Origin of the sequence: Paractinoplanes lichenicola (assembly GCF_016785085.1) — a bacterium.
GTDB lineage: Bacteria > Actinomycetota > Actinomycetes > Mycobacteriales > Micromonosporaceae > Actinoplanes > Actinoplanes lichenicola.
In genome coordinates this window covers 395,564-417,082 of the sequence record NZ_JAENHO010000010.1, presented here as the reverse complement: position 1 = coordinate 417,082, position 21,519 = coordinate 395,564, and the positions used below count along the sequence as shown (strand labels likewise).

Annotated in this window: 19 protein-coding genes; 8 read left to right on the top strand and 11 right to left on the bottom strand. The window is 73.2% G+C overall.

Annotated features, from left to right (window positions below):
* Window positions 1-7 precede the first annotated feature (7 nt).
* Window positions 8-910, top strand: coding sequence for a hypothetical protein (locus tag JKJ07_RS33730; RefSeq protein WP_202995946.1), 903 nt, complete (start codon window positions 8-10; stop codon window positions 908-910).
* On the opposite strand, the gene JKJ07_RS33725 is transcribed toward JKJ07_RS33730, so the two are convergent.
* Window positions 857-2,104, bottom strand: coding sequence for a sensor domain-containing phosphodiesterase (locus tag JKJ07_RS33725; protein ID WP_202995945.1), 1,248 nt, complete (start codon window positions 2,102-2,104; stop codon window positions 857-859). The two genes, JKJ07_RS33730 and JKJ07_RS33725, sit on opposite strands and share 54 nt — an antisense overlap.
* A gap of 45 nt (window positions 2,105-2,149) precedes the next feature.
* Between JKJ07_RS33725 and JKJ07_RS33720 the strand changes: the two genes are divergently transcribed.
* The gene (locus JKJ07_RS33720; protein WP_202995944.1) at window positions 2,150-2,677 is read left to right on the top strand and encodes a GNAT family N-acetyltransferase; all 528 of its coding nucleotides are present in this window, start codon (window positions 2,150-2,152) and stop codon (window positions 2,675-2,677) included.
* Window positions 2,677-2,886 carry a hypothetical protein gene (locus JKJ07_RS33715; protein ID WP_202995943.1) on the top strand — a complete coding sequence of 70 codons (210 nt, stop codon included), beginning with the start codon at window positions 2,677-2,679 and terminating at the stop codon, window positions 2,884-2,886. Before JKJ07_RS33720 ends, JKJ07_RS33715 begins: the two co-directional genes overlap by 1 nt.
* Here the strand turns inward: JKJ07_RS33715 and JKJ07_RS33710 are convergent.
* Entirely contained in the window at window positions 2,876-3,319 is a 444-nt protein-coding gene (locus JKJ07_RS33710; protein WP_202995942.1) for a VOC family protein, read from the bottom strand. The genes JKJ07_RS33715 and JKJ07_RS33710 overlap by 11 nt on opposite strands.
* A gap of 66 nt (window positions 3,320-3,385) precedes the next feature.
* On the opposite strand from JKJ07_RS33710, the gene JKJ07_RS33705 reads away from it, so the two are divergent.
* Window positions 3,386-4,138, top strand: coding sequence for a hypothetical protein (locus JKJ07_RS33705; RefSeq protein WP_202995941.1), 753 nt, complete (start codon window positions 3,386-3,388; stop codon window positions 4,136-4,138).
* Between the two features lie 16 nt (window positions 4,139-4,154).
* On the opposite strand, the gene JKJ07_RS33700 is transcribed toward JKJ07_RS33705, so the two are convergent.
* A complete protein-coding gene (locus JKJ07_RS33700) occupies window positions 4,155-4,793 on the bottom strand; it encodes a response regulator (protein ID WP_202995940.1) in 639 nt (212 codons plus the stop codon).
* Window positions 4,790-5,983, bottom strand: a complete 1,194-nt coding sequence (locus tag JKJ07_RS33695) for a sensor histidine kinase (RefSeq protein ID WP_202995939.1) — start codon at window positions 5,981-5,983, stop codon at window positions 4,790-4,792. The genes JKJ07_RS33700 and JKJ07_RS33695 overlap by 4 nt, the downstream gene beginning before the upstream one ends.
* Window positions 5,984-6,138: 155 nt before the next feature.
* On the opposite strand from JKJ07_RS33695, the gene JKJ07_RS33690 reads away from it, so the two are divergent.
* From JKJ07_RS33690 to JKJ07_RS51945, 4 genes are read left to right on the top strand one after another with little or no spacing between them, the layout of a single operon-like run.
* A complete protein-coding gene (locus tag JKJ07_RS33690; RefSeq protein ID WP_202995938.1) occupies window positions 6,139-6,891 on the top strand; it encodes an ABC transporter ATP-binding protein in 753 nt (250 codons plus the stop codon).
* A complete protein-coding gene (locus JKJ07_RS33685) occupies window positions 6,888-9,416 on the top strand; it encodes an ABC transporter permease (protein WP_202995937.1) in 2,529 nt (842 codons plus the stop codon). The genes JKJ07_RS33690 and JKJ07_RS33685 overlap by 4 nt, the downstream gene beginning before the upstream one ends.
* Before the next feature lie 40 nt (window positions 9,417-9,456).
* On the top strand, window positions 9,457-10,089 hold the full coding sequence (locus JKJ07_RS33680) for a GNAT family N-acetyltransferase (protein WP_202995936.1): 633 nt from the start codon (window positions 9,457-9,459) through the stop codon (window positions 10,087-10,089).
* Between the two features lie 52 nt (window positions 10,090-10,141).
* Entirely contained in the window at window positions 10,142-12,340 is a 2,199-nt protein-coding gene (locus tag JKJ07_RS51945) for an N-acetylmuramoyl-L-alanine amidase (RefSeq protein WP_202995935.1), read from the top strand.
* A 5-nt stretch (window positions 12,341-12,345) separates the two neighbouring features.
* On the opposite strand, the gene JKJ07_RS33670 is transcribed toward JKJ07_RS51945, so the two are convergent.
* From JKJ07_RS33670 to JKJ07_RS33640, 7 genes are read right to left on the bottom strand one after another with little or no spacing between them, the layout of a single operon-like run.
* Window positions 12,346-14,340 carry a response regulator gene (locus tag JKJ07_RS33670; RefSeq protein WP_202995934.1) on the bottom strand — a complete coding sequence of 665 codons (1,995 nt, stop codon included), beginning with the start codon at window positions 14,338-14,340 and terminating at the stop codon, window positions 12,346-12,348.
* The gene (cheB, locus tag JKJ07_RS33665; RefSeq protein ID WP_202995933.1) at window positions 14,337-15,401 is read right to left on the bottom strand and encodes a chemotaxis-specific protein-glutamate methyltransferase CheB; all 1,065 of its coding nucleotides are present in this window, start codon (window positions 15,399-15,401) and stop codon (window positions 14,337-14,339) included. Before cheB ends, JKJ07_RS33670 begins: the two co-directional genes overlap by 4 nt.
* A complete protein-coding gene (locus JKJ07_RS51320) occupies window positions 15,401-17,545 on the bottom strand; it encodes a hybrid sensor histidine kinase/response regulator (protein ID WP_202995932.1) in 2,145 nt (714 codons plus the stop codon). Before JKJ07_RS51320 ends, cheB begins: the two co-directional genes overlap by 1 nt.
* Window positions 17,545-19,017 carry a methyl-accepting chemotaxis protein gene (locus JKJ07_RS33655; protein WP_236030294.1) on the bottom strand — a complete coding sequence of 491 codons (1,473 nt, stop codon included), beginning with the start codon at window positions 19,015-19,017 and terminating at the stop codon, window positions 17,545-17,547. Before JKJ07_RS33655 ends, JKJ07_RS51320 begins: the two co-directional genes overlap by 1 nt.
* Window positions 19,014-19,574 (bottom strand): chemotaxis protein CheW, encoded by a 561-nt coding sequence (locus tag JKJ07_RS33650; RefSeq protein ID WP_307834540.1) that lies wholly within the window; start codon window positions 19,572-19,574, stop codon window positions 19,014-19,016. The genes JKJ07_RS33655 and JKJ07_RS33650 overlap by 4 nt, the downstream gene beginning before the upstream one ends.
* Complete coding sequence (locus JKJ07_RS33645) at window positions 19,571-20,992, bottom strand: CheR family methyltransferase (RefSeq protein WP_202995931.1); 1,422 nt, start codon at window positions 20,990-20,992, stop codon at window positions 19,571-19,573. Before JKJ07_RS33645 ends, JKJ07_RS33650 begins: the two co-directional genes overlap by 4 nt.
* Window positions 20,989-21,480: a chemotaxis protein CheW gene (locus JKJ07_RS33640; protein ID WP_202995930.1), complete on the bottom strand. Its 492-nt coding sequence runs from the start codon at window positions 21,478-21,480 to the stop codon at window positions 20,989-20,991. The genes JKJ07_RS33645 and JKJ07_RS33640 overlap by 4 nt, the downstream gene beginning before the upstream one ends.
* Window positions 21,481-21,519 lie beyond the last annotated feature (39 nt).

The window sequence follows — 21,519 nt, the reverse complement described above, 5'->3', positions numbered from 1 at the left end:
TTTCCCGGTGATCACGCGGGTGATGGCGGGGGCCGTGGCATGGGCGGGGGCGGCCCTGTGGGCGTACGGGATGGCCGTTCTGCAGCCGCTCTGCGAGCCCGGGTCGGTCTTCTGGGAGCTCGCCGAGAACAACTCCTATTGGGCGCGCGACGTCCGGTGGAGCGCGATCCTCGCCGTGACCGCCGCACTGTGGGCGGTCACCCGCAGCGGCACGGCCGTCGCCACCGGCATGGTGTGGCTCTGCGCCGACCTCGCCCTCGACCGGATGGACCCCGGCGGCGCCATCCGGACGGCCGTCACCGTGACCGCCGGGCTGATCCTGACCGGGGTCATCGCGCTGTTCGGCCGCCCGCCCGGCCGCCGCCGCGGGCTCACCTGGGTCGCGCTGGCCTGCGTGTTCGCCGCGAGCTTCGTCGCCCGGCTGGAGTCACCCAGCGACACCGAGCCGCAGCTGGGCCCGTCCCGCGTGGCCGCCCTCGCGCTGCTGATGGCGGCGGCCGCGTTCTGCCTGACGGTCGCCGGCTACCGCTGGTGGGCGACCGCCGTGGTCGTCGTGCTGCCGGCGTCGGCTCTCGTCCCGGGCGCGCCGCTGTGGTTGTCGTTCGCATTGCTCGTGCCGGCCGCGACCGTGATCGTGGTGTGGCGCCGGCCGTGGGCGGGACCGCGGGCACTCGCCGCGACCGTGGTGGCGTTGCCGATCACCATCGTGGCCGTCCTCCTGCTGCTGCTCCAGGCGGCCCGCCCGTTCACGGCGCTGGCCGGCAACGAGCCGATCGGCGGCGCCGACTCCGACCCGTCCCTGGTGCTCAACGCGGTCGCCCTGGCGCTGCTGTGGTTCGCCGTCGTCCGCTATTTCTCAACCCACCAGCAGTTCCGGCGTACGCACGGGGGCGAGCCAGCGCAGCAATGACCGCGCGGCCTCCACCACCAGGGCGCGGTCGTGCGTGAGGGCGAAATCGAACCGCCGCTCGCCCTCGGGGCCGCGATCGCCCAGGTCCCGGGCCACCAGCGCGGCCGCCCGGTGCGGGCCGACCACGATCACGTTCCACTCGCCGCACAGCGTGTCGTCGTCGCCCGGGCAGGCCCCGCGCACGCCCACGGCGGGCTCGTCGCTCAGCCCGGTGCCGAACGCGGCCACCAGCGGGCTGCTCAGCGCGATCCGGGCGAACCGGCGTGCGGTCGCGGGCGTGAAGTGCCGGGCGTCCTGGAAGCAGGCCAGCAGCACCGCGGGTTCGCCCCCGTCGGCGGCCAGGGCCTCGAGGTGGCGGCTCATCGGCATCAACTGCGCCTTGGTCGTACGGGCCACGGGTCGACGGCCGGCCACGATGCCGAAGGGGGTGCGCACACCGTTGCGGGGCGGCGTGATCAGCGGCAGCGAGGCGCTCGCGCCGTCCGGCCCGGCCAGGGGCGCCGGCCGCCCGAAGTGCCAGCCCTGCCCGACGGTCGCGCCCATCGTGCGGGCCACGGCCAGATGCTGCTCGGTCTCGATGCCCTCGGCCAGCACGACCGCGCCGCTCGCCTCCGCGTAGGCCGCCACCGCCGCCACGACCCGGGCGGTGTGCGGGTCGCCCGGCGCGCGCAGCATCGCCATGTCGAGCTTGACCACGTCGGGATGCACGAACGGCATCAGGGCCAGCGACATCGGATCGGCCCCGACGTCGTCGAGCGCCACGCCCCAGCCGGCCGCCCGGCACGCCGCCGCGGCCGAGAGCAGCCCCGACGGGTCGACGGCGATGGCCCGCTCGGTCATCTCGGTGACGACCCGCAGCCGGCGCTCGGCCCGCTCGACGACCGGCGCCAGATCGGGCGGGCACGCCGTACGGGCGGCGGCCGGCTCCATGTTGACGAACCAGCTCAGCCCCTCGTCCAGCCCGGCCGCGAGCGCGCTCTCGTACGCGCGGGCCCGGCAGATCCAGTCGAGTTCGCTCTCGCGGCCGAACTGCCGGGCCGCGCCGAACAGGGCGGCCGGCGTCTCCCACGGGCTGCCCGCCGGCCCCCGGCTGAGCGCCTCGTAGCCCAGCACGCGGCCCGAGGCGATCTCGACCAGCGGCTGGAAGAGGGTGGTCACCGCGCGCCGGTCGAGAACCTCGTGAATGTCGGTCACCAGGTGCAGATCGGGCGCGGTCGCGCATGCCTTAGCGTCTTGGGCATGCCTTTGCTGGTCCCGCCCACCGTCACCCTGCACAAGTCCTGGCTCGCCGCCCGTGACGAGTGGCCGCCCGGCGCCCACATGGACGGCCACGGCGTACGGGAAACCGACGACGTCGACTCCGAGCCCGGGTTCGCGGCCTGGGTCGCCGACCTGCACGCCCAGGCCGACGAGACGATCCCGCCCGCCGCGGACTGGGTGCACTGCACGTACCGCTGGATCGTCGAGGACGACGACTACCTGGGCTCGATCTCGCTGCGGCACACGCTGAACGACATGCTGCTCGAGGTGGGCGGCCACATCGGCTACGGCATCCGCCCCTCGGCCCGCCGCCGGGGCCTGGCCTCGTGGGCGCTGGGGGAAACGCTGCAGGCGGCCCGCGCGCTGGGCCTCGACCGCGTCCTGATCACCTGCAACCCGACGAACGTCGCCTCGGCCCGCGTGATCGAATCCCACGGCGGCGCCTACGAGGACACCCGCACCACGGGCGCGTTCACGGTCAAGCGCTACTGGATTACCCTCGCCTGATGCGGCACAAGACCCTGGCAGCACTGGCCCTCTTGCTCATCGTCGTCAGTGGCTGGCTCGCCTACACCCTGATCCTCGAAGAGACCCACCTGGAGCCCGACGCGAACAGCCGCCTCGACTCCGCGCTCCTGATCGGCATCCCGGCCCTGCTCGGTGTCGGCCTGGCGATCGTCGCACTCCGCCGCCGTCGCCGGCCGGTCACTCGGTGATGGTGTATTTGCCGCCGACCCGCTCGCGCAGCTGATCGACCGGAAGCTCGACACCCCGGTTCTGCAGGTTCCACCGATGCCCGTACGGGTCGATGATCCAGCCCGCGCGGGAACCGTCATCCTGCTCGGCGACCGGTCGTTCGACGGTGGCGCCGGCCGCCACGGCTTTGGCCGCGATCGCGTCCGGGTCGGCCACGCCGAGCACGAACGACACCGGCGTGCCGCCGTACGTCAGCGGACCGCGCACGCCGATCTCGGGATGCTCGTCCGCGAGGAAAAGCGGCTCCCCGGCCAGGCTCAACTCGGCGTGCCCGATCCGCCCGTCGTCGGCTGTCCACCGTTGCACCTCGGTCGCCCCGAACACGGACACGTAGAACTCGATCGCCGCCGCAGCGTCAGGGCAGCACAGGTAAGGCACCAATCCTCGTCCCATGCCCTCTGACCCTACTGAACGGTCAGGCCCCCGGCTGTCCGTCAGAGACCGGGCGAGGGGGAACGCATGGATGATGTTCGAGACGTAGTCATCAATCTGGTCGCCGCCGCGATCGGTGCGGCCGCAGCCTGGAGCGTGGCACGTTTCAAGCGCTGGCGGCGCGAGCGACGGTCACGCCGCTTCTGGGGTGGGATGGCAACTCGCGGGGTGACCGTCGTCATCGGCGCCCAAGACCCTGCGGCCCTGGGCCGCTGGGAGCCGTCGGGCCTGGTCGGGATGGGCGACGCCATGGCCCTGATCACCCTCCAGCGTGAGCTGGAAGCTATCGGGTGCCGCGTGGATGTGCGCTCGGCGGAAGCGTTGGCGCCAGAACACCTCGAACGTGATCTTCTCTTGCTGGGTGGGCCCGACGCGAACAAGATCACTAGGGATACGTTGGAACATTACGATCAGGTACTTAAGTTGACCGTTCCAGGATTCAAGAGTCATGAAGTCGCCATCAGAGACACCCGGTCGGACCGGTACTACGCGCCGCGCAAGGGAGCGGACGACGAGTGGGTTCTCGATTACGGCCTTCTCGTTCGTCTGCCTAACCCGCTGTCCAACGGCCGGAGGACCGAGGTGCTCATCTTGGCCGGTTGCTGGGGTTACGGAACCGAGGGAGCCGCGAAGGCGGTGTCCGAGCTTGATTTTCTTAAAGAGGTCGGCGTCAAGAAGAATCGGTTCTTCGAGGCGCTGGTCCGGACCACTGTGCGGGCCAACGTCGGGTATTACCAGCGGCCGGAACTCATCCGGCCGCTGGAGGTGGGTGAGTGGTGAATGTCGGGCCTCTGCGTCAGCCGAGGAGGCGGCGTTCCCAGGCCCAGGCGGCGATTTCGACGCGGTTGCGGGCGTTGAGTTTGGTCATGACGCTGCCGACGTGGGTTTTGACTGTGCCGATCGAGATGAAGAGTTGGGCGGCGATCTCGGCGTTCGTCAGGCCCTTGGCGGCCAGGCGCACCACGTCGAGTTCGCGCGGGGAGAGGCCGCCGTCGTCGTTGGAGGGCGCGGGCGGGGAGAGGTGCTCGAGCAGCCGTACGGTGATGGAGGGGCTGATCAGGGCGTCGCCCGAGACCGCGGCTCGTACGGCCTCGACCAGCAGGGCCGGGCCCGAGTCTTTGAGCAGGAAGCCGGCGGCGCCGTTGCGGAGGGCCTGGTGCACGTATTCGTCCAGGTCGAAGGTGGTGACCACTACTACCTTGACCGGGTCGGTGACGCCGGGGCCGGAGAGCAGGCGCAGCGCTTCCAGGCCGTCCATTTTGGGCATGCGGATGTCGAGCAGGGCCACGTCGGGCTTGAGTTTGCGGGCCATCGCCACTGCCTCGACGCCGTCGTTGGCCTCGCCGACGACCTCCATGTCGGGCTGCGCGCCGATGATCATGCCGAAGCCCGTACGGACCATGGCCTGGTCGTCGGCGATCAGTACGCGGATCATGTGGTCGTCCTCGGGTCGATCGGGAACGCGGCGTCGACGACCCAGCCGCCCTCGATGCCGGGCATGGCCGAGATGCGGCCGCCGACCGCGCGGACCCGTTCGGTCAGGCCCACGAGACCGTACCCCGCCCGCTCCCGGGGCGCGGGCGTGCGGGCCGGAACCACGCCGTCGTTGGCCACCCGCACCAGCAACCACTCGGGTGTACGCCTTATCCAGACGTCGGCCGCCGTGGCCGCGGGAGCGTGCTGGCGCACGTTGGTCAGCGCCTCCATCACCACCCGGTACGCCGACGTGGAGACCTCGACCGGCAGCCCGTCGAGCTCGCCGTCGAGATGCATGCGGGCCTTGATGCTGCCCGCCGAGGTGAACTGGTCGAGCAGCGGGCCCAGCTCGTGCACGCCGGCCACCGGGGCCAGCGGGGCGTCGGGCTTCGACTCGGGGTCGCGCAGCACGCCCACCATGCGCCGCATCGACGCCATCGTCTCGGCGCCGGCCTGCTCGATCTGGTCGAGCGCCTGCAGCACCCGTTGCGGGTCCTGCTCGGCGATGAACTTCGCCCCCTGGGCCTGCACGACGATGCCGGTCACGTGGTGGGCGATGAAGTCGTGCAGGTCGCGGGCGAACTCGGCGCGCTGCTCGGCCCGTACGGCGTCGAACGCCCGCTGCCGGGAGCTCTCGATGATGCGCAGGTAGATGCCGAGCCCGATGGCGGCCGCGGCGGCCAGCGCCTGGATCAGGCCGAAGATGACGTACGCGGCGTCCTGCCCGGCCCGCAGCGGCATGAAGCTGACTGCGGCGCCGACCACGATGAGCGCGGTGAACCCGAGACCGGCGGTGGAGTGCCGGGCGACCACGTAGCAGACGCCCAGCAGCGCCGCCGACTCGGCGAGACCCCAGCTGGCCCCGTACGTCGAGCCGCCGGCCGCGACCGCCGCCGAGCCCAGCGTGATAAGCAGGGAGAAGCCGGCGACCGCCATGGCCGCCTTGGGCAGCCGGGTGGAGCGCGGCCGGTGCACCGGCAGCCAGACCGCGGCGGCCGCGACCGCCAGCAGGACCTTGATCAGGCCCAGCAGCTCGCCGCTGCCGGCCAGCCCCTGGGCGACGTCGAAGATGCCGAGCAGCGCCATCGCGCCCAGCGCGGCGAGCTGGGCGATGCGGCGGAGCACCATCCGGTTCGGGTTGTTCTGCATCGTCACCCAGCGTATGCGAGGTCAGGGGGTGTCCCATCGGCCGAAAGACAGACTCACCGCCCGTGACGAGCCTGGCCCGCGGCCGATGTGCCGGCCGGTCGGCTGCGCCCATGATCTGCCTCGAAGAAAACGGGCATTCGAGTGGGAGACAGATAATGCTGACGCAGAGCGTGGACACGCTGGCCGCGGTCGCCGCCGTGGACCTGGTCAAGGTCTACGGCAGCGGGGACACCGCCGTACGGGCGCTGGACGGGGTGACCGTCGGGTTCGCCCGGGCCCAGTTCACCGCGATCATGGGACCGTCCGGGTCGGGCAAGTCCACGCTGATGCACTGCCTGGCCGGTCTCGACACGGCCACCTCGGGGCAGGCCCTGCTGGGTGGCACCGACCTGACCAAGCAGAGCGACAAGGTGCTGACCAAGGTGCGCCGCGAGCGGATCGGGTTCGTCTTCCAGGCGTTCAACCTGCTGCCGCAGCTCACCGCGGAGCAGAACATCACGCTGCCGCTCGAGCTGTCCGGCCGCAAGCCCGACGCGCATCTGTTCGCCCACCTGACCGAGACGCTGGGCATCACGGGCCGGCTCGGGCACCGTCCGGGCGAGCTCTCGGGCGGCCAGCAGCAGCGCGTGGCCCTGGCTCGGGCGCTGATGTCGCGGCCCGAGGTGGTCTTCGCCGACGAGCCCACCGGCAACCTGGATTCCCGGTCCGGCGCCGAGGTGCTGCTGTTCCTGCGCAATTCCGTACGCGAGCTGGGCCAGACGATCGTCATGGTCACCCACGACCCGGGCGCCGCCGCGTACGCGGACCGGGTCGTGCTGCTGGCCGACGGCCGGGTCGCGGGCGAGCTCGACCGCCCCGACATCGCCTCGGTCACCGACGCCCTGCAGAGCCTGGCGGTCGCGCGATGAGTGTGCTGCGCACCCAGCTCCGCGGCGTCGCCCGCCGCCCGTCCCGCCTGCTGCTGACCGGCCTGGCCGTGCTGGTCGTCTCGTTCGTCGTGTACGCCACGGTGCTCGCGCAGCAGATCACCGAGCGCAGCGTGCTCAACGGTCTCAGCGGCACCCCCGAGGCGGCCGCCGTGGTCGTGCAGAACGGCACGGTCACCTCGGCCGAGCTCGCCCAGGTGCAGAAGATCGCCGGCGTCGAGGAGGCGATCGGCCGCGTCGAGAACGGCACCCAGGTCGGCGGCGAATATCTGTCCCTGCTCGGCGACCCCGGCACCGGCCCGCTGGCCATGGCCACGGTCAGCGAGGGCCGCTACCCGTCGAAGCCGGGCGAGATCGCGGTCACCCCGCGCACGGTCGAGCGGATGGGCATCAAAACCGGCAGCACCGTGAACGCGCAGATCCGCTACGACGAGGACGGCAAGCCCCTGGCGCCGTCGAAGCTCACGGTGGTCGGCGTCGTGCAGGTCCGCGACGACTACGGCTTCCAGGCGTACGCCCCCACGAGCGCGATCCTGAAGCTGGGCGGCTACGACTTCCTGAACCGGATCGAGGTGCGCCTGGCCCCCGGCGCCGACGCGGCCACGGTGATCGACAAGGTCAACGCCGTGTTCGCCAAGTCCAAGATCCCGTCCGGCGAGCGCCCGCAGGTGCAGGACGGCGCCACCGTAAGGCTCGAGGAAGCCGAAGCCGTCGCGGAGGAGGTCAACACGATCTTCGCCGTGATCGCCATGTTCGTCGCGATCGCCGTGGTCGCCGCGGGCCTGGTCGCCACGTCCACGTTCCGGATCGTGTTCGCCCAGCGGATGCGGCAGCTCGCCCTGCTGCGGGCGGTCGGCGCCGGCCGGGGCTCGATCATCCGGGCCCTGGCCGTCGAGGGCGCGCTGACCGGCCTGGCCACGGGTCTGACCGGCGTGGTGATCGCGCTCGGTGCGGGCCATCTGCTCCCGGTCGTGGCCGGTTGGTTCGGCAAGAACATCTCGTCGCCCGGCTTCCCGATCCCGGCCGCGCTGCTCACCGTGCTGCTCGCCGTCTTCCTGACGGTGGTGGCCGTGCTCGCCCCGGCCGTCTCGGCTTCGCGGGTGTCGCCGCTGGAGGCGCTGCGCGGTTCCGGCACCACCGGCGCCCGCCGCGACATCGGCAAGGTGCGCTGGGCCGCCGGCATCGTGCTCGTGCTCGGCGCCGCGCTCACGGCCGGCTACATCATCACGAACCTGCCCGCCCCGAACGACGAGGACTACCGGGTCCAGCCGATGCTGTTCGCGCTGGTCGCCTCGGGCGCCTTCGCCTTCTTCGCGCTCGTCACGCTGGGCCCGGTGCTGGTGCGGCCGGTGCTCGCGCTGATCGGCTGGCCGCTGCGCCGGTCGAGCCCGGTGGGCCGGCTGGCCGCCGGGGGAGTGGGGGCCGCCCCGCGCCGGGCCGCCGCCGTCTCGGTCGTGGTCGCCCTCGGCGTCACGCTGATCGCCGGCACGCTGGTCGGCGGGGCGTCGCTGCGGGAGCTGGCCGACCGCGAGCTGGCCGCGTCGGTGCCCGCCGACTACGAGCTGCTCGGCGTCGACGAGGCCCCGGTTCCGGTCGCGCTGGCCGAGCAGCTCAAGCAGCGCGACGAGCTCGCCGACGTCACCCCGTACCGGCGGATGCCGGTCAAGCTGGGCGCGACCGAGGACCTGGCCGTCACCGACCTCAAGATGTCGGCGCTGCCCGAGCTGGGGAAGCTCGACCTCGCCGCGGGCTCGCTGGCCGACCTCGGGCCGGGCAAGATTGTGCTCTCCGGCTTCGGCGCCGACAACAGCGGCAAGAAGGTCGGCGACCAGATCCAGCTGTCGGCGGGCAAGCGTACGGTCAGCCTGACGGTCGTGGCCCAGTTCGCCGGGGACGCGCCGCTGCACGCCTCGGCCGTGCTCGACCCGGCCGACCTGACCAAGCTGGGCGCCCCAGCCACGTTCTCGGGGGTGCTGGCGAACGCCAAGGCGGGCGGCGAGACCGGCCGCACGAACGGCAACCGGGCGATCCAGGACGCGCAGGTCGCGGCGGGCGGCAAGTGGCGGGTCGACGTGCTGGCCGACCAGCGCGACCAGCTCAACGACAACGTGACCATGCTGCTGATCATCGCGATCGGCCTGGTCGGGCTGACCGTGGTGATCGCGGTGGTCGGCGTCGGCACCACGACCGCGCTGTCGGTGGTCGAGCGGGTCCGCGAGTCCGGGGTGCTGCGCGCGGTCGGCCTCTCGCGGGGCGGCCTGCGCACGATGCTGACGACCGAGTCCGCGCTCTACGGGGCGATCGGCGCCGCCGTGGGGCTGGTGCTCGGGGTCCCGTACGCCTGGCTGGCCGTGAAGGCGCTCGGCCTGAACGCGCCGTTCTCGATGCCGTACGGGCAGCTCGCGATCGTGTTCCTGGTGCTGGTCGCGATGACCGCGCTGGCCGGGGTGCTGCCCGCGCGCCGGGCGGCCAAGGTGAGCCCGGTGGCGGCCCTCGGCTCCGAATAACCACATGCGCGAGGGCCGGCCGGGCCGCTATAGACCAGGGGTGGACGAATTCTGGCCCCTGTTCGGGCTCCGGCTGGCCTTTCGCGACGTGCTGCTGCGCCCGATGCGCGAGGCCGACCTGCCGCAGCTGGCCGCGGTGCTGCCGGACGACGTCGGGCACGACCCGCGGCTGGCGCTGTTTCCGTCGCAGAGCCTCGCCGAGAACGAGCGGCGGCTGTTCTGCCAGGGCTACTGGAAGGCGCTGGGCACCTGGGACCCGGCCTCCTGGGTGCTGCACTTCGTGGTCGAGCGGGCCGGCCAGGTCGTCGGCGTGCAGACGCTGGAGGGCGAGAACTTCCCGGTCCTGCGTACGGTCGATTCGGCGTCCTGGCTCGTGCCGGAGGCCCGCGGCCGGGGCGTCGGGGTGGCCATGCGGACGGCGATGCTGCAGTTCGCGTTTGGCGAGCTGGGCGCGGCCGCCGCGATCACCTCGGCCACGACGACGAACGCGGCCTCGCTCGGGGTGTCCCGCCGGGTGGGCTACACCGAGAACGGCCTCAGTCACATCGTCGACACCGGCGGCGACGTGGTCGAACTACAGCATTTCCGATTGAAAGCCGCCGACTGGCCGGGCGCGGACGTGAAAGTGACCGGATTCGCCGCCTGCCGGCCCTGGTTCGGGATAGCAGGCTGAGCACCCCTTCGATACCCTCACGCGCGATTCCATAGATCAACGGGGGAGCAGCGTGGGACGTCGACTGGTGATAGGGGTGGGCGCCGCCGTGGCGGTGCTCGCGGCGGGCGGCGGGATCGCCGTCCTCAACTGGCCCGCCGAGGCCGTTCCGGTGTCGCTGCCGGAGACGGTCGCCTCGGCGCCCCCGGCGGCCGCCCCGGCCGCCGCCGCGAAGGCCCCGGCCGGGCGCACCACGATCAGCGCCCTCGACCTGGCCCCGCTCGGCTCGTCGGCCGGGCTGCCGCAGCGCGCCACCAAGCGCTTCAGCATGGTCGGCGTGAACTGGTCGAACCCGAAGGACAAGCCGACCGGCACGGTGCAGGTGCGCACCCGCAGCGCCGCCACCGGCGCCTGGAGCGGCTGGCAGTCGCTCGAGATCGCCGAGGCCGCCGTCGACCAGCCGGACGAGCTCACGAAGGTGCGTGGCCGCACCACGCCGATCTGGACCGGCCCCGCCGACGGCGTCGCCGCCCGCCTCGTCGACGGCGGTGGCAAGCCGCTGCCGGCCGGGCTGCGCCTCAAGCTGATCGACCCCGACACCCCGACGGGCGGCGGGACGGGCGGTGGAGCGGCGATGGCCGTGCCCCCGGCCAGCTCGGGCCCGGCGCCGGACACGAGCCCGCCCGCCTCCGAGGGGCCGGCCGGGGAAGCGACGACCCGGCCCACCACGGCGCCGGTCACCACGGCGCCGGCCACCACCCCGGCGGCGCCGCCGGTCACGAAGGCACCGGCCCAGCCCGCTCTCGTCAAGCCGGCCGCCATGCCGGCGATCGTCTCGCGCGCCGGGTGGGGCGCCGACGAGAAGAGCGTGAAGGCGCCGCCGGCCATCGCCCCCGACGGCGTCAAGATGGTCTTCGTGCACCACACCGCGGTCAAGGCGGTGCCGTGCGCGCAGTCGGCGTCGCAGATCCGCAGCATCATGGCGAACGACATCGACGACGGCTTCGACGATCTCGGCTACAACTTCGTCGTCGACCAGTGCGGCACAGTGTTCGAGGGCCGCGGCGGCGGCGTGACCAAGGCGGTCGTCGGCGCCCACGTGGCCGGCTTCAACACCGGCTCGGTGGGCGTCGCGCTGCTCGGCGACTACACCACGATCAAACCGACGCAGATCGCGCTGACCCGGATCGCACAGCTCGCGGCGGCCCGCCTGGGCGCGTACGGCTCCACCGTCTCGGGAACCGTGGAGCTGGGCGGGAAGACCCTGCCGCGCCTGGCCGGTCACCGCGACGCCGCCCAGACGGCCTGCCCGGGCAACGCGATGTACCCGTTCATGACCGTCATGCGGGCCCGCGCCCTGATGCCCGACCTGAAGATCGCCGGGCTGACCGGCGGGCCGCTGGTCGGCGCCACGGGCAGCTACTACGTCCGGACGACCGCGCGGTTGTCGTGGTCGGTCGGCGGCGACCCGGCCGGCATCGCCCGGTTCGACATCCTGCGCAACAACCAGGTCGTCACCGTCGCGGGCGGCACCGAGCGCGCCGCGAACATCGACGTCCCGGCCGGGGCCAACACGTTCGCGGTCCGCGTCGTGCACACCACCGGCGCCGCCGACGTCACCCCGTCGATCAAGGTGTTCGGCGACCGCACCGCGCCGATCGTCGCGACCGGGCCGACCGTCACGCTGCGCACCGGCACCTATTCGGCGACCGCGGTGCCGGCCACGGTGACCTTCAAGGCGACCGACAACGTCAAGGTGTTCAGCCAGCGGGCCACCGCGCCGGCCGTCGTGCCGCTGGGCGCGACGTCGACGGTCTGGTATCCCACGGTCAAGCCGGGCGCCGCGCTGCGATACACGGTGGAGGCCCGCGACTGGGCCGGCAACACCGGCAGCAAGAGCGTCTCGCGTACGGTCACCCAGCTGCCCGAGACGGCGGCCAAGCGGACCGGCGCGTGGTCGGCTCGGGTCGCCTCGAGCTACCTGGGCGGCCGGGCCCTGGCCGCTTCGGCCAAGAACGCCAAGCTGGCCTACACGTTCACCGGCACGTCGGCCGCGCTCACCTTCACCCGTACGGCGGCCACCGGCGTCGCCTACGTCTACGTCGACGGCGTGAAGGTGGGCACGGTCGACACCAAGGCGGCCAAGACGACCCACCGCCAGACGCTCTGGGTGCGCTCGCTGACCAGCAAGACCCACACCGTCTCGGTCATGGTGGCCGGCACGAGGGGCCGCCCGACGGTCATCTCGGACGGCCTCACCTACGTGCGGTAGTCGCGTCAGCCGTGCCGGCGGGCCTGGGCCCGCCGGTCCGGCGCCGCGGTCGAGCCGGGCGCCGGGGGCAGCGTGAACCAGAACGTCGCGCCGCGCCCGTCCTCGCCCTCGGCCCAGATCTCGCCGCCGTGCCGTTCGATGGCCCGGTGCACGGTGGTCAGCCCGATGCCGGTGCCGGGGAAGTCCTCGGCGCTGTGCAGCCGGGCGAACGGGCGGAACAGCTCGCCCGCCTTGCCGGCCGGGAACCCGGCGCCGTTGTCGCGCACGAAGAACGCGTCCCCGGCCCGGCCCACCGCGATGACCGGCGTCGCGACCTTGCGGGTGAACTTGACCGCGTTGTTGATCAGGTTTTCCAGGATGACCCGGACCAGGCCCTCGTCGGCGTCGGCGCCCATGCCCTCGTGCACGGTGAACGACACCTTGTGCTCGGGGTCGCGCGCCTCCACCTCGCCGATCACCGACCACGTGGTGGCGGTCAGGTCGAACTCGGCCCGGCGCAGGTCGCCCCGGCTGGCCCGGGCCAGGATCAGCAGCGACTCGACCAGGTCGGCCATCCGGTGCGCGGCCGCCTGGATGCGGCTCAGCCGCCGCCGGGCCTCGGTCCCCAGCGGCTCGTCCTCGTCGTCGAGCATGTGCTCGGCGAAGCTGCTGATCACCTGGAGCGGGCCGCGCAGGTCGTGCGACACCGAGCCGGAGAACGCCTCCAGCTCCCGGTTGCGCCACTCCAGCTCCTCGACCAGCGCCGCCCGGGTCTCGGCGAGCTGCCGGGCCGACCGCTCCTCGGCCGCGTCCAGCTCGCGCCGCATCAGCTCCTCGCGGATGCGGCGGCTCTCGTCGTGCGACTGCTTGCGCCGGATCTGCGTACGGATGTGGGCGTGCAACGCCTCGGCGGCCGAGTCGGCCCGCACGTAGTCATCAGCGCCGGAACCCAGGCAGGCCAGCATGTCGTCGTCGGTGGCACCGGTCATCACGATCGGCGTCTCCCCGATCCGGGGCACCTCCTTGATCCGCCGGCACGCCTCCTGGCCCAGCTCGCCGGACGGCCCCAGCCCGAGCACGATGCAGTCGACCGGCTGCTCGCCCAGCAGGTCGAGCGCGTCGTCGGTGTCGGCCACCTGGATCACGTCGTAGCCCTGGCCCTGCAGCGCCGCCGCCAGGTCGGCCAGCCGCTGCCGGTCCGGGGTCAGGGCCAGCACCTTGCTCGGCCCGTGCGAGCTGCCCGTCACCTCGATGGGCAGCTGCTCCGAGCTCTGCCGCAGCACCGCGTTCAGCTTCGCCGGGACGACCGCCAGATTCTGCTGCTTGCGCAGGAACGCGTCGGCGCCCGCGTCGAGCATCTGCAGCTCGGTGGCGTAGTCGTCGGCCGCCGTCATCAGGATGCACGGGGTGTCGCGCAGCGCCGGGTCGAGCCGGATCCGGCGGATCACCGTGGCCCCGTCGATGCCCGGCATCACGCCGTCGACGATCACCGCCTGCGGGCGCCGGTCCGCGGCCATCCGCAGCCCCTCCTCGCCGCTGGGGGCGAGCAGGACGGCGTACCCCTCACCCTCGAGCAGCTCGCGCAGCTGCTCGCGGAACGTCATGCTGTCGTCCACGATCAGCACCTGGGTGCGGTCGTCGGTGCGATCCGGGCCGTCGCCGAGCAGCTGCCGCACCCGGGCCACGACGTAACCCGCGTCGTACGGCTTGCCGACGTACTCGTCGGCCCCGGTGCGCAGCCCGGCCAGCCGGTCGGCGACCTCGTCCACGCTGCTCAGCAGGATCGTCACCACGCCGGCCCGGTCCGGCTGCCCGCGCAGCTCGGTCAGCAGCTCGAGGCCGTCGGCGTCGGGCAGCAGCACGTCGAGCACGGCCACGTCGAACTCGCCGGTGGCGAACGCGGCCCGCGCCTCGGCCCCGGTCGCGCACAGGATCGTACCGAAACCGTCCGCCTCGAACGCCTCGTGCAGGTCCATCCGGACGGTCAGGCTGTCGTCGACGATCAGCACCCGGTGGGTCATCGCCGGCTCCCCGCGGGCTGCAGCTCGACGAGCCGGGCGGCGATCCGGGCCGGGGACAGCACGTGCACCGCCGCGCCGAGCAGGGCGGCCTCGCGCGGCATCCCGTAGACGACGCAGCTCGCCTCGTCCTGGGCGAACGTGACCGCGCCCCGGTTGCGCATCATCAGCAGCCCCTCGGCGCCGTCGCGGCCCATGCCGGTGAGCAGGCAGCCGGCCGCTGACGGGCCGTACTCGGCGGCGACCGACTCGAACAGCACGTCCACCGACGGGCGGCACGAATGCCGGGGCGGGGCGTCGCTGAGCCGCACCATGCCCTCGCGCACCAGCAGGTGCCGGTCCGGCGGGGCCAGCACCACCCGGCCGGCCAGGGCGGCCAGCGGCGTACGGTCCCGGGCGTAGCTGACGTCGCGGCCCGTCTGCCCGGCCAGCCAGTCGGAGAAGGCCACGGCGAACGGCTCGCTGGCCGCGATGTGCTGGACGCACAGGATCGGCGGGCGGAACCCGGCCGGCAGCGCCCGCAGCAGGTCGGTCAGCGCGCCCGGCCCGCCCGTCGACGAGCCCAGCGCCACGGCGTGCAGCGAGTCCTGCGGCAGCGGCACGACCGGGGCCGGCGTGACCGGGGCGGCCGGCTTCCCGCGGCCGTCGAGCCGGGCCCGCGGGTGCGTGATCACCCGGATCCGCGAGACCAGCCGTACGGCCGCGCACAGCCGCCGCCCCCAGTCCGCGTCGGACGCGTCGCCGCGCGGCTTCTCGAGCACGTCCACGGCCCCCGCGGCCAGGGCGTTGTACGTGCTGAAGAGCTCCCGGCGGTCCGCCGACGAGACGACCAGGATCGGCGTCGGGTGCTCGGCCATGATGTGCTCGGTGGCGACCAGGCCGCTCATCGTGGGCAGCATCATGTCCATCGTCACCACGTCGGGGCGCAGCCGGGCCACCATGGCGACCGCGTCGCCGCCGTCGGTCGCCTCGCCCACGACCTGCAGCTCCGGGTCGGCGGCGAGCGACTCGCGCAGGTGGTGGCGCATGGTCGCGGAATCCTCCACCAACAGGACACGGATCATCAGAGGATCAGCCTCCGGATGTGCGCGAGCAGCTCCTCCTGGTTGAACTCGCCCTTGATGACGTACGCGGCCGCACCCGCCTCGGTGCCCCGGCGCTTGTCCTCCGCGCTGGCCCGCGAGCTCACCAGGATCGCCGGCACGTGGGCCAGCTGCGGGTCGGCCTTCGTGCGGGCGACGAACGTGAAGCCGTCGATGCCGGGCATGTCGATGTCGGACAGATAGAGCCCGTACTCGCGGCTGCGGGCCCGGTCCAGCCCCTCCTCGCCCGACGCGGCCAGGTCGACCTCGTAGCCGGCCGACTCGAGAATGCTGCGCTCGAGCATCCGCGTGGTCAGCGAGTCGTCGACGACCAGGATCGGCAGCTTGGGCCGGGTCGCGGCGGCCGTGTCGCCGCGGGCCGCCGCGCTCTCCTGCCGGGCCTCGGCGACCAGGCCGTGCGCGTCCAGCACGAGCCGCGGGTTGCCGTCCAGGTCGATCGAGACGCTGGCGATCACCGGGGCGGCCGGGGCCAGGTCGGGCAGCGGGCGGGCCACCAGCGTGGTGATGCCGGCCAGCCGGTCGACGCCGATCGCCACGGTGTCCCGGTCGGCCGCGAGCACCACCGCCACGCCCGAGCCCGGCCCGGCCCCGTCCTCGTCCGGCACGGCGTGCAGGGCGCCGGCCAGCGGCAGGAACGGCAGCACCTCACCCTCGTGCGCGAGCCGGGCGGTGGCGGTGGCCGCGGTCATCTCGTCGGCGGCCAGGCGCACACAGCGGCGCACGGCGTCCAGCGGCATCGTCGCGGTCGTCCCGCCGGCCTCCACGATCAGCCCGTTCATGCTCAGCAGGGTCAATGGCACGACCAGCCGTACGGTGGCGCCGTGGCCGGGCCGGTTGTCGATGGAGACCTCGCCGCCCAGCTGCAACGCGACGTCGCGAGCCACGTCCATGCCGATGCCGCGGCCGGCCACCTCGGTGACCCCGGGGGCGGTGCTGATCCCGCCGTGCAGCGCCAGGTCGATCAGCGCCTGCGGCCCGGCGTCGGCCCCCGGCAGCAGCAGCCCGCGCTCCTCGGCGGTGCGGCGCAGCGCGGCCAGGTCGAAGCCGCGCCCGTCGTCGGTGCAGCGGAACTCGGCGTACCGGCCGCGGCGCTCGACGTGCACGGTGACCGTGCCCTCGGCCGGCTTGCCCGCGGCCAGGCGCTGGTCCTCGGCCTCGATGCCGTGCACCACCGCATTCCGTACGACGTGCAGGAACGCGCCGTTGATCAGGTTGAGCAGGTTGGGGCCCATCCGGACGTCGGCCCCGGTGGCCTGGAACCGGACCCGCTTGCCCTCGGCGTCGGCGGCGTCGCGGACCGCCCGGCGCAGCGCCGTGAAGATCGACCCGGCCGGCACCAGGCGTAGCCCCTCGGCCCGGCCACGCACCTCGTCGAGCTCGCGTTCCACCTGGTCGACGGCGTCGGTGAGGCGACGGCCGAGCGCGCCCAGCTCGCCCGCGAGCCGCCGCACCGCCGTACGGGCGGCGGCGTCGGTGACCGTCGTGCGGCCCACCCGCATGCGGTCGCCCAGGTGCTCGACGGTGCGGTGCAGCTTGGCCAGCGTACGGCCGCCGTCGCGCAGCGGCGCGATCCGCGAGCTGGCCTCGCCGATCGCGTCCAGCAGCTCGTCGAGATCGGCCGTGGCGGCGCGCTCGGGGGCCCGGTCGGCGGCCGGCTCGTCGATCGGCGCGGCCGGGACCGGGGCGGGCTCGGCCCCTGGTGTCGGCGCGACCGGCGGCGGCGGGGCGATCACCGGTTTGGGCGGCCCCAGGTCGCGCGGGGGCGCCGGGTCTGGTGCGGCCTTCGGCGGGCCCGACAGCGCGTCGACGAACCCCGCGATCTCGTCGTTGAGCCGCAGCAGCTCGCGCATCTCGTCGGCCGGCAGGGCGGGCGGGCTCTCGTCGCGATGCGGGACCAGCACCTCCTCGAACTCGTGGGCCCGGTCCGCGATCTCCTGCTGCTTGACCACCCGGGCCGCGCCCTTGAGGGTGTGCGCGAACCGCAGCAGCCGGGCCACCTGGTCGGTGCCCGGTTGCTGATCCAGGTCGAGCACCCCCGCGCTGATCTGGTCGATCAGCTCGCGGGCCTCGATCCGGAAGTAGCGCAGCGGATCGCGGTCGGCCATCAGTGACGCCCGGTGCCGACCAGGTCGAGCAGCTCGCCGGAGAGCGTGCTCAGGTGGGAGGCCGTCTGCCGGGTCTGCACCGCGCTGGCCTCGGTCTCGCGGGTGACCCGGGCCGTGTCCGAGGCGGCCACGTTGACCTGCTCGACCGCCGTGGTCTGCTGCTTGGTCGACAGCTCGATCTCGCGGGTGGCGTCGCTGGTGGTCGCGACCAGCCCCGCGATCTTGCGGAACGAGCTGGTGGCGTCGTCGAACTGCCGGGAGCCGGCGTCCACGGCCTTGGCGCCGATCTCGGTCGCCATGACTGTCGTGTTCACGGCCCCGCGCACGTCCTCGATGAGCGCGCGGATCTCCTTGGCCGACCCCGCCGTACGGTCGGCCAGCTTGCGGATCTCCTCGGCGACCACGGCGAACCGGCGTCCCCACTCGCCGGCCCCGCTGGCCTCGATGGTGGCGTTGATGGCCAGGATGTTGGTCTGCTCGGCCAGCTCCGACACGAGCTCGACGACCCCGCCGATCTGCTGCGACTTCTCGCCCAGGGCCAGCATGTGCTGCACGATCTGGTCGACCTGGGTGCGGATCGCCGTGATCGAGGCCCGGGTCTGGTCGATGGTGGCGTCGCCGGTGCGGGCCGCCTCCGCGGTGTCCTCGGCGATCTTGGAGACCCGCTGGGCGCTGTCCGAGATCTGCCGGGACGTGATCAGCAGCTCGCTGATCGTCGTGGTGATCTCGTTCATCGCGCTGGCCTGGTCGCGCCCGCCCGACGCCTGCTGGGCCGCGGCCGCCTCGAGCTGGGCCGACGAGCTCTGGATGTGCCCGACCGCGGCGCCCACCTCCCGCTTGAGGTCGCGGCTGAGCTTCCAGGCGACCAGCGCGGCCGCCGCGATCAGCACGGCCCCGATCCCGACGATGAACCACATCGCCTCGCCGGCCCGCCTCGTCGACGCGTCGCGGCGGCTGTCCACCACGGTCGTCTGCCGCTCGATCAGGTTGGCGATCGACTTCTGCACCGCCACGCGCGCCGCCTTGACCTGCTGATTGCCCGCGAGCTGGTCCACATTGGTCAGGTCAGGCATCCGGGAGCGCTGTTCGATCACCGGGGCCAGGATCGCGGCGTGCTTGGCCTCGGCCTCGGAGACGACTTCGAGCAGCTCCTTGGAGGTGGGGTCGGTCATCGTCGTGCGCAGCAGCGACACCTCGTCGAGGAACCGGTTGCGATCGGCGTTGGTGCCGTTGAGATATTCGCTGCTGCGGGTGAGCAGATAGCCGCGGTAGTCGGCGATCCGCGACTCCATGGCCGCGCTGAGCGCCTCGGCGCCGACCAGGTTGATCCGGGCCGACGAGATCACGTTGTCCTTGGTGCTCAGCACGTAGCGCAGCGCCAGCACGGAGGTCGCCGTCATGAGCAGGGTCAGCGCCAGGGTCAGGCCGAAACCGGCGGCCAGCTTGTTGCCGAAGGTGCGTCCGGCCATCATGGTGCGTTCTCCTCGTCTCCAGCTTGCGCGTGCCCGGCCAGCGTGTGGACCAGGGCCCGCGTGGCCGGGATATCGATGATCGGGCGGCTGCCGCCGGGCAGGTCGACGAGCCCGCGCAGGCTGCCCCGCCGCCCGTCGCGGGCCTCGTCGCCCGACTCGCGGATGATGTCGGAGGCGGCCGCCCGCACGTGCCCGTCGAGCGTGTGGAAGGCCAGGCCGAGCTGGGGCGTGCCGGCCGCCAGGACCAGCCAGCGCGGCACGTCGGCGACCGGGTGGCCGAGCAGCGCGGCCAGGTCGTAGACGGGCACCACGGCCCCGGCGAACCCGGCCAGGCCGAGCAGGGCGGGCTGCGGGCCGGGCAGCGGCGTGACCGGGCGGTCCGGGTGCACACCCGAGGTCTGGGAGAGCCGGATCGCGTACGGGCGGCCGCCGGCCCGGATCGTGAGCAGCTCCAGATGCTCCTCGTCGTGGCTGCGGGCGGGCTCGGCGAAGGACTGGTCGAAGTCCTCCCGCAGCCGGTGCAGCCGCCGGCTGACCGTCCCCGTCCGCACGGTCACGGGCGGACCCCGCAGGCGTCGAGCTCGGAGCGGCACTGCACCGTGAGGGCGATCCGGCTGAACCCGCCGCCGAACAGGGTGATCCGCCGGTCGTCCTCCTGCGCGAGCAGGTCCAGCGCCCGCTCCAGCTCGCCGGACGCGGTGCGGTCGTCACCCTGGCGCCGCGCGAGCTGGCCGAGCCGCATCCGGGGCAGGGCGAAACCCGGGTCCAGATACGCCGCCAGCCGATACTGCCCGACCGCCTCGGCCACCGCGGAGCCGTCCTCGAGGCAGAGCCCGAGCAGCTGATGCGCGTCCGGGTTGAGCCCGTTGTCGTCGCTGAGCCGGCGGGCCAGCACGACCGCCTCGTCGAGCCGCCCGGTCTGGGCCAGCAGCACGCCCTGCAACAGCCGGTCACGGGCGAGCAGCGGGTTCGGCCGGGGCGCGGTGATCAGCTCCAGCGCGGCCGGGAAGCGCTCCTGACGCAGCAGGTCGAGCGCGCGGTTGTAGGTCTCGTCCTCGTCGAACGCGGGCACGGGCGGGGCGGCCGGGGAGGCGTACGAGGGAACCGGGGTTGAACTGACGGCCGGACGCGAGGCGGAACGCTGCGGCGGAGTGGGCCCGCCGACGCGGCGGTAGTAGAACGAGTGATGATCGTGGCGCAGCTCGAGACCCGAGGGGCTGCTGCCGAGCGAGTCGGTGTGGCCCAGAAACAGGAACCCGCCCGGCACCAGCGCCCGGGTCATCCGCTCGACCAGCGACGACACGACGTCCGGGGTGAGATACATGAGCAGGTTGCGGCAGAACACGATGTCGTACTGCTCGAGGCCCCACAGGGCAGGATCCGGCTCGGCCACGTTGGTGCGCTGGAACCGGACGAGCTGCCGGATCTCGTCGACCACCCAGTAGCCGCTGTCGGCCTGGCGGAACCAGCGCCGGCGCACCGCGTCCGGGGTCTCCCGCAGCGACCAGGTCGAATACCAGGCCTTCTCGGCCTTCTTGAGCACCTGCGGGTTCGCGTCGACGCCGGTCACGCTGATCAGCCAGTCCGGGTCGGGGCGGGCCTGCCGGGCGGCGATGGCCAGCGAATACGCCTCCTCGCCGGACGAGCAGGCCACCGACAGCATCCGCAACGTGCGCTGCGACGACCGGGCCGCGATCCGCTCGGGCAGGGCGTCCTCGCGGAGCGCGGCGAACTGCTCGCCGTGCCGGAAGAAATACGTCTCGGTGATGCTGAGCCGCTCGACCAGCTCGGTGACCTCGGCGTCCCAGGGCCGGGCGCCCAGCCGGGCCAGGTAGTCCTCGCTGTGCATGCCGTGCTGGGCCGCGCGGTCGCGCAGCAGGTCGCCCAGCTGCCGGGCGTCGTTGTCGGCGAACGTCCAGCCCAGCCTCCGGGCGAGCAGCTCCCGGAAGCGGTCGGTCTGCCCCGGCCGGCTCACGACGGCGTGCCCGCGGCGGCGGCCGCTTCCCAGACCTCGTCCGGCACGGCCCGCATGCTCTGCAGCAGCAGCAACGGCTCGGTGCCGAGCGTGCCGACCCCGGCCACCAGGCGGGTGTTGCCGCCGCCGAGCAGCGCGGGATGGCCGCCGGTGGGCTCGGCCTCGACGGTGCGGATGCCGAGCACCTCGCCGGTGGCCAGCGCCACGGCGCCGCGCTCGGTGCGCACGGCCAGGAACCGCTCGACCTCGCCGGAACCGCCGCCGAGCAGCCGCGACACGTCGATCACGGGGGTCGGGACGCCGCGCAGCACGGTGATCCCCCGGACGAACGCGGGCGTGCCGGCCAGGGTGCGCGTCTCCAGCGGCCGCATCGTCTCGATCACCTCGTCGAGGCGCAGCGCGCAGATCAGCGGGCCGGCCCGGAAGACGAGCGAGACGACCCCGGCGCCCTCGTCGGGGTGCGCGGGCGCTTGTCCGTACTGCCGCATTCGCTCAGGTTAGCGAGACTTCATCCCGGATAGCCGAGA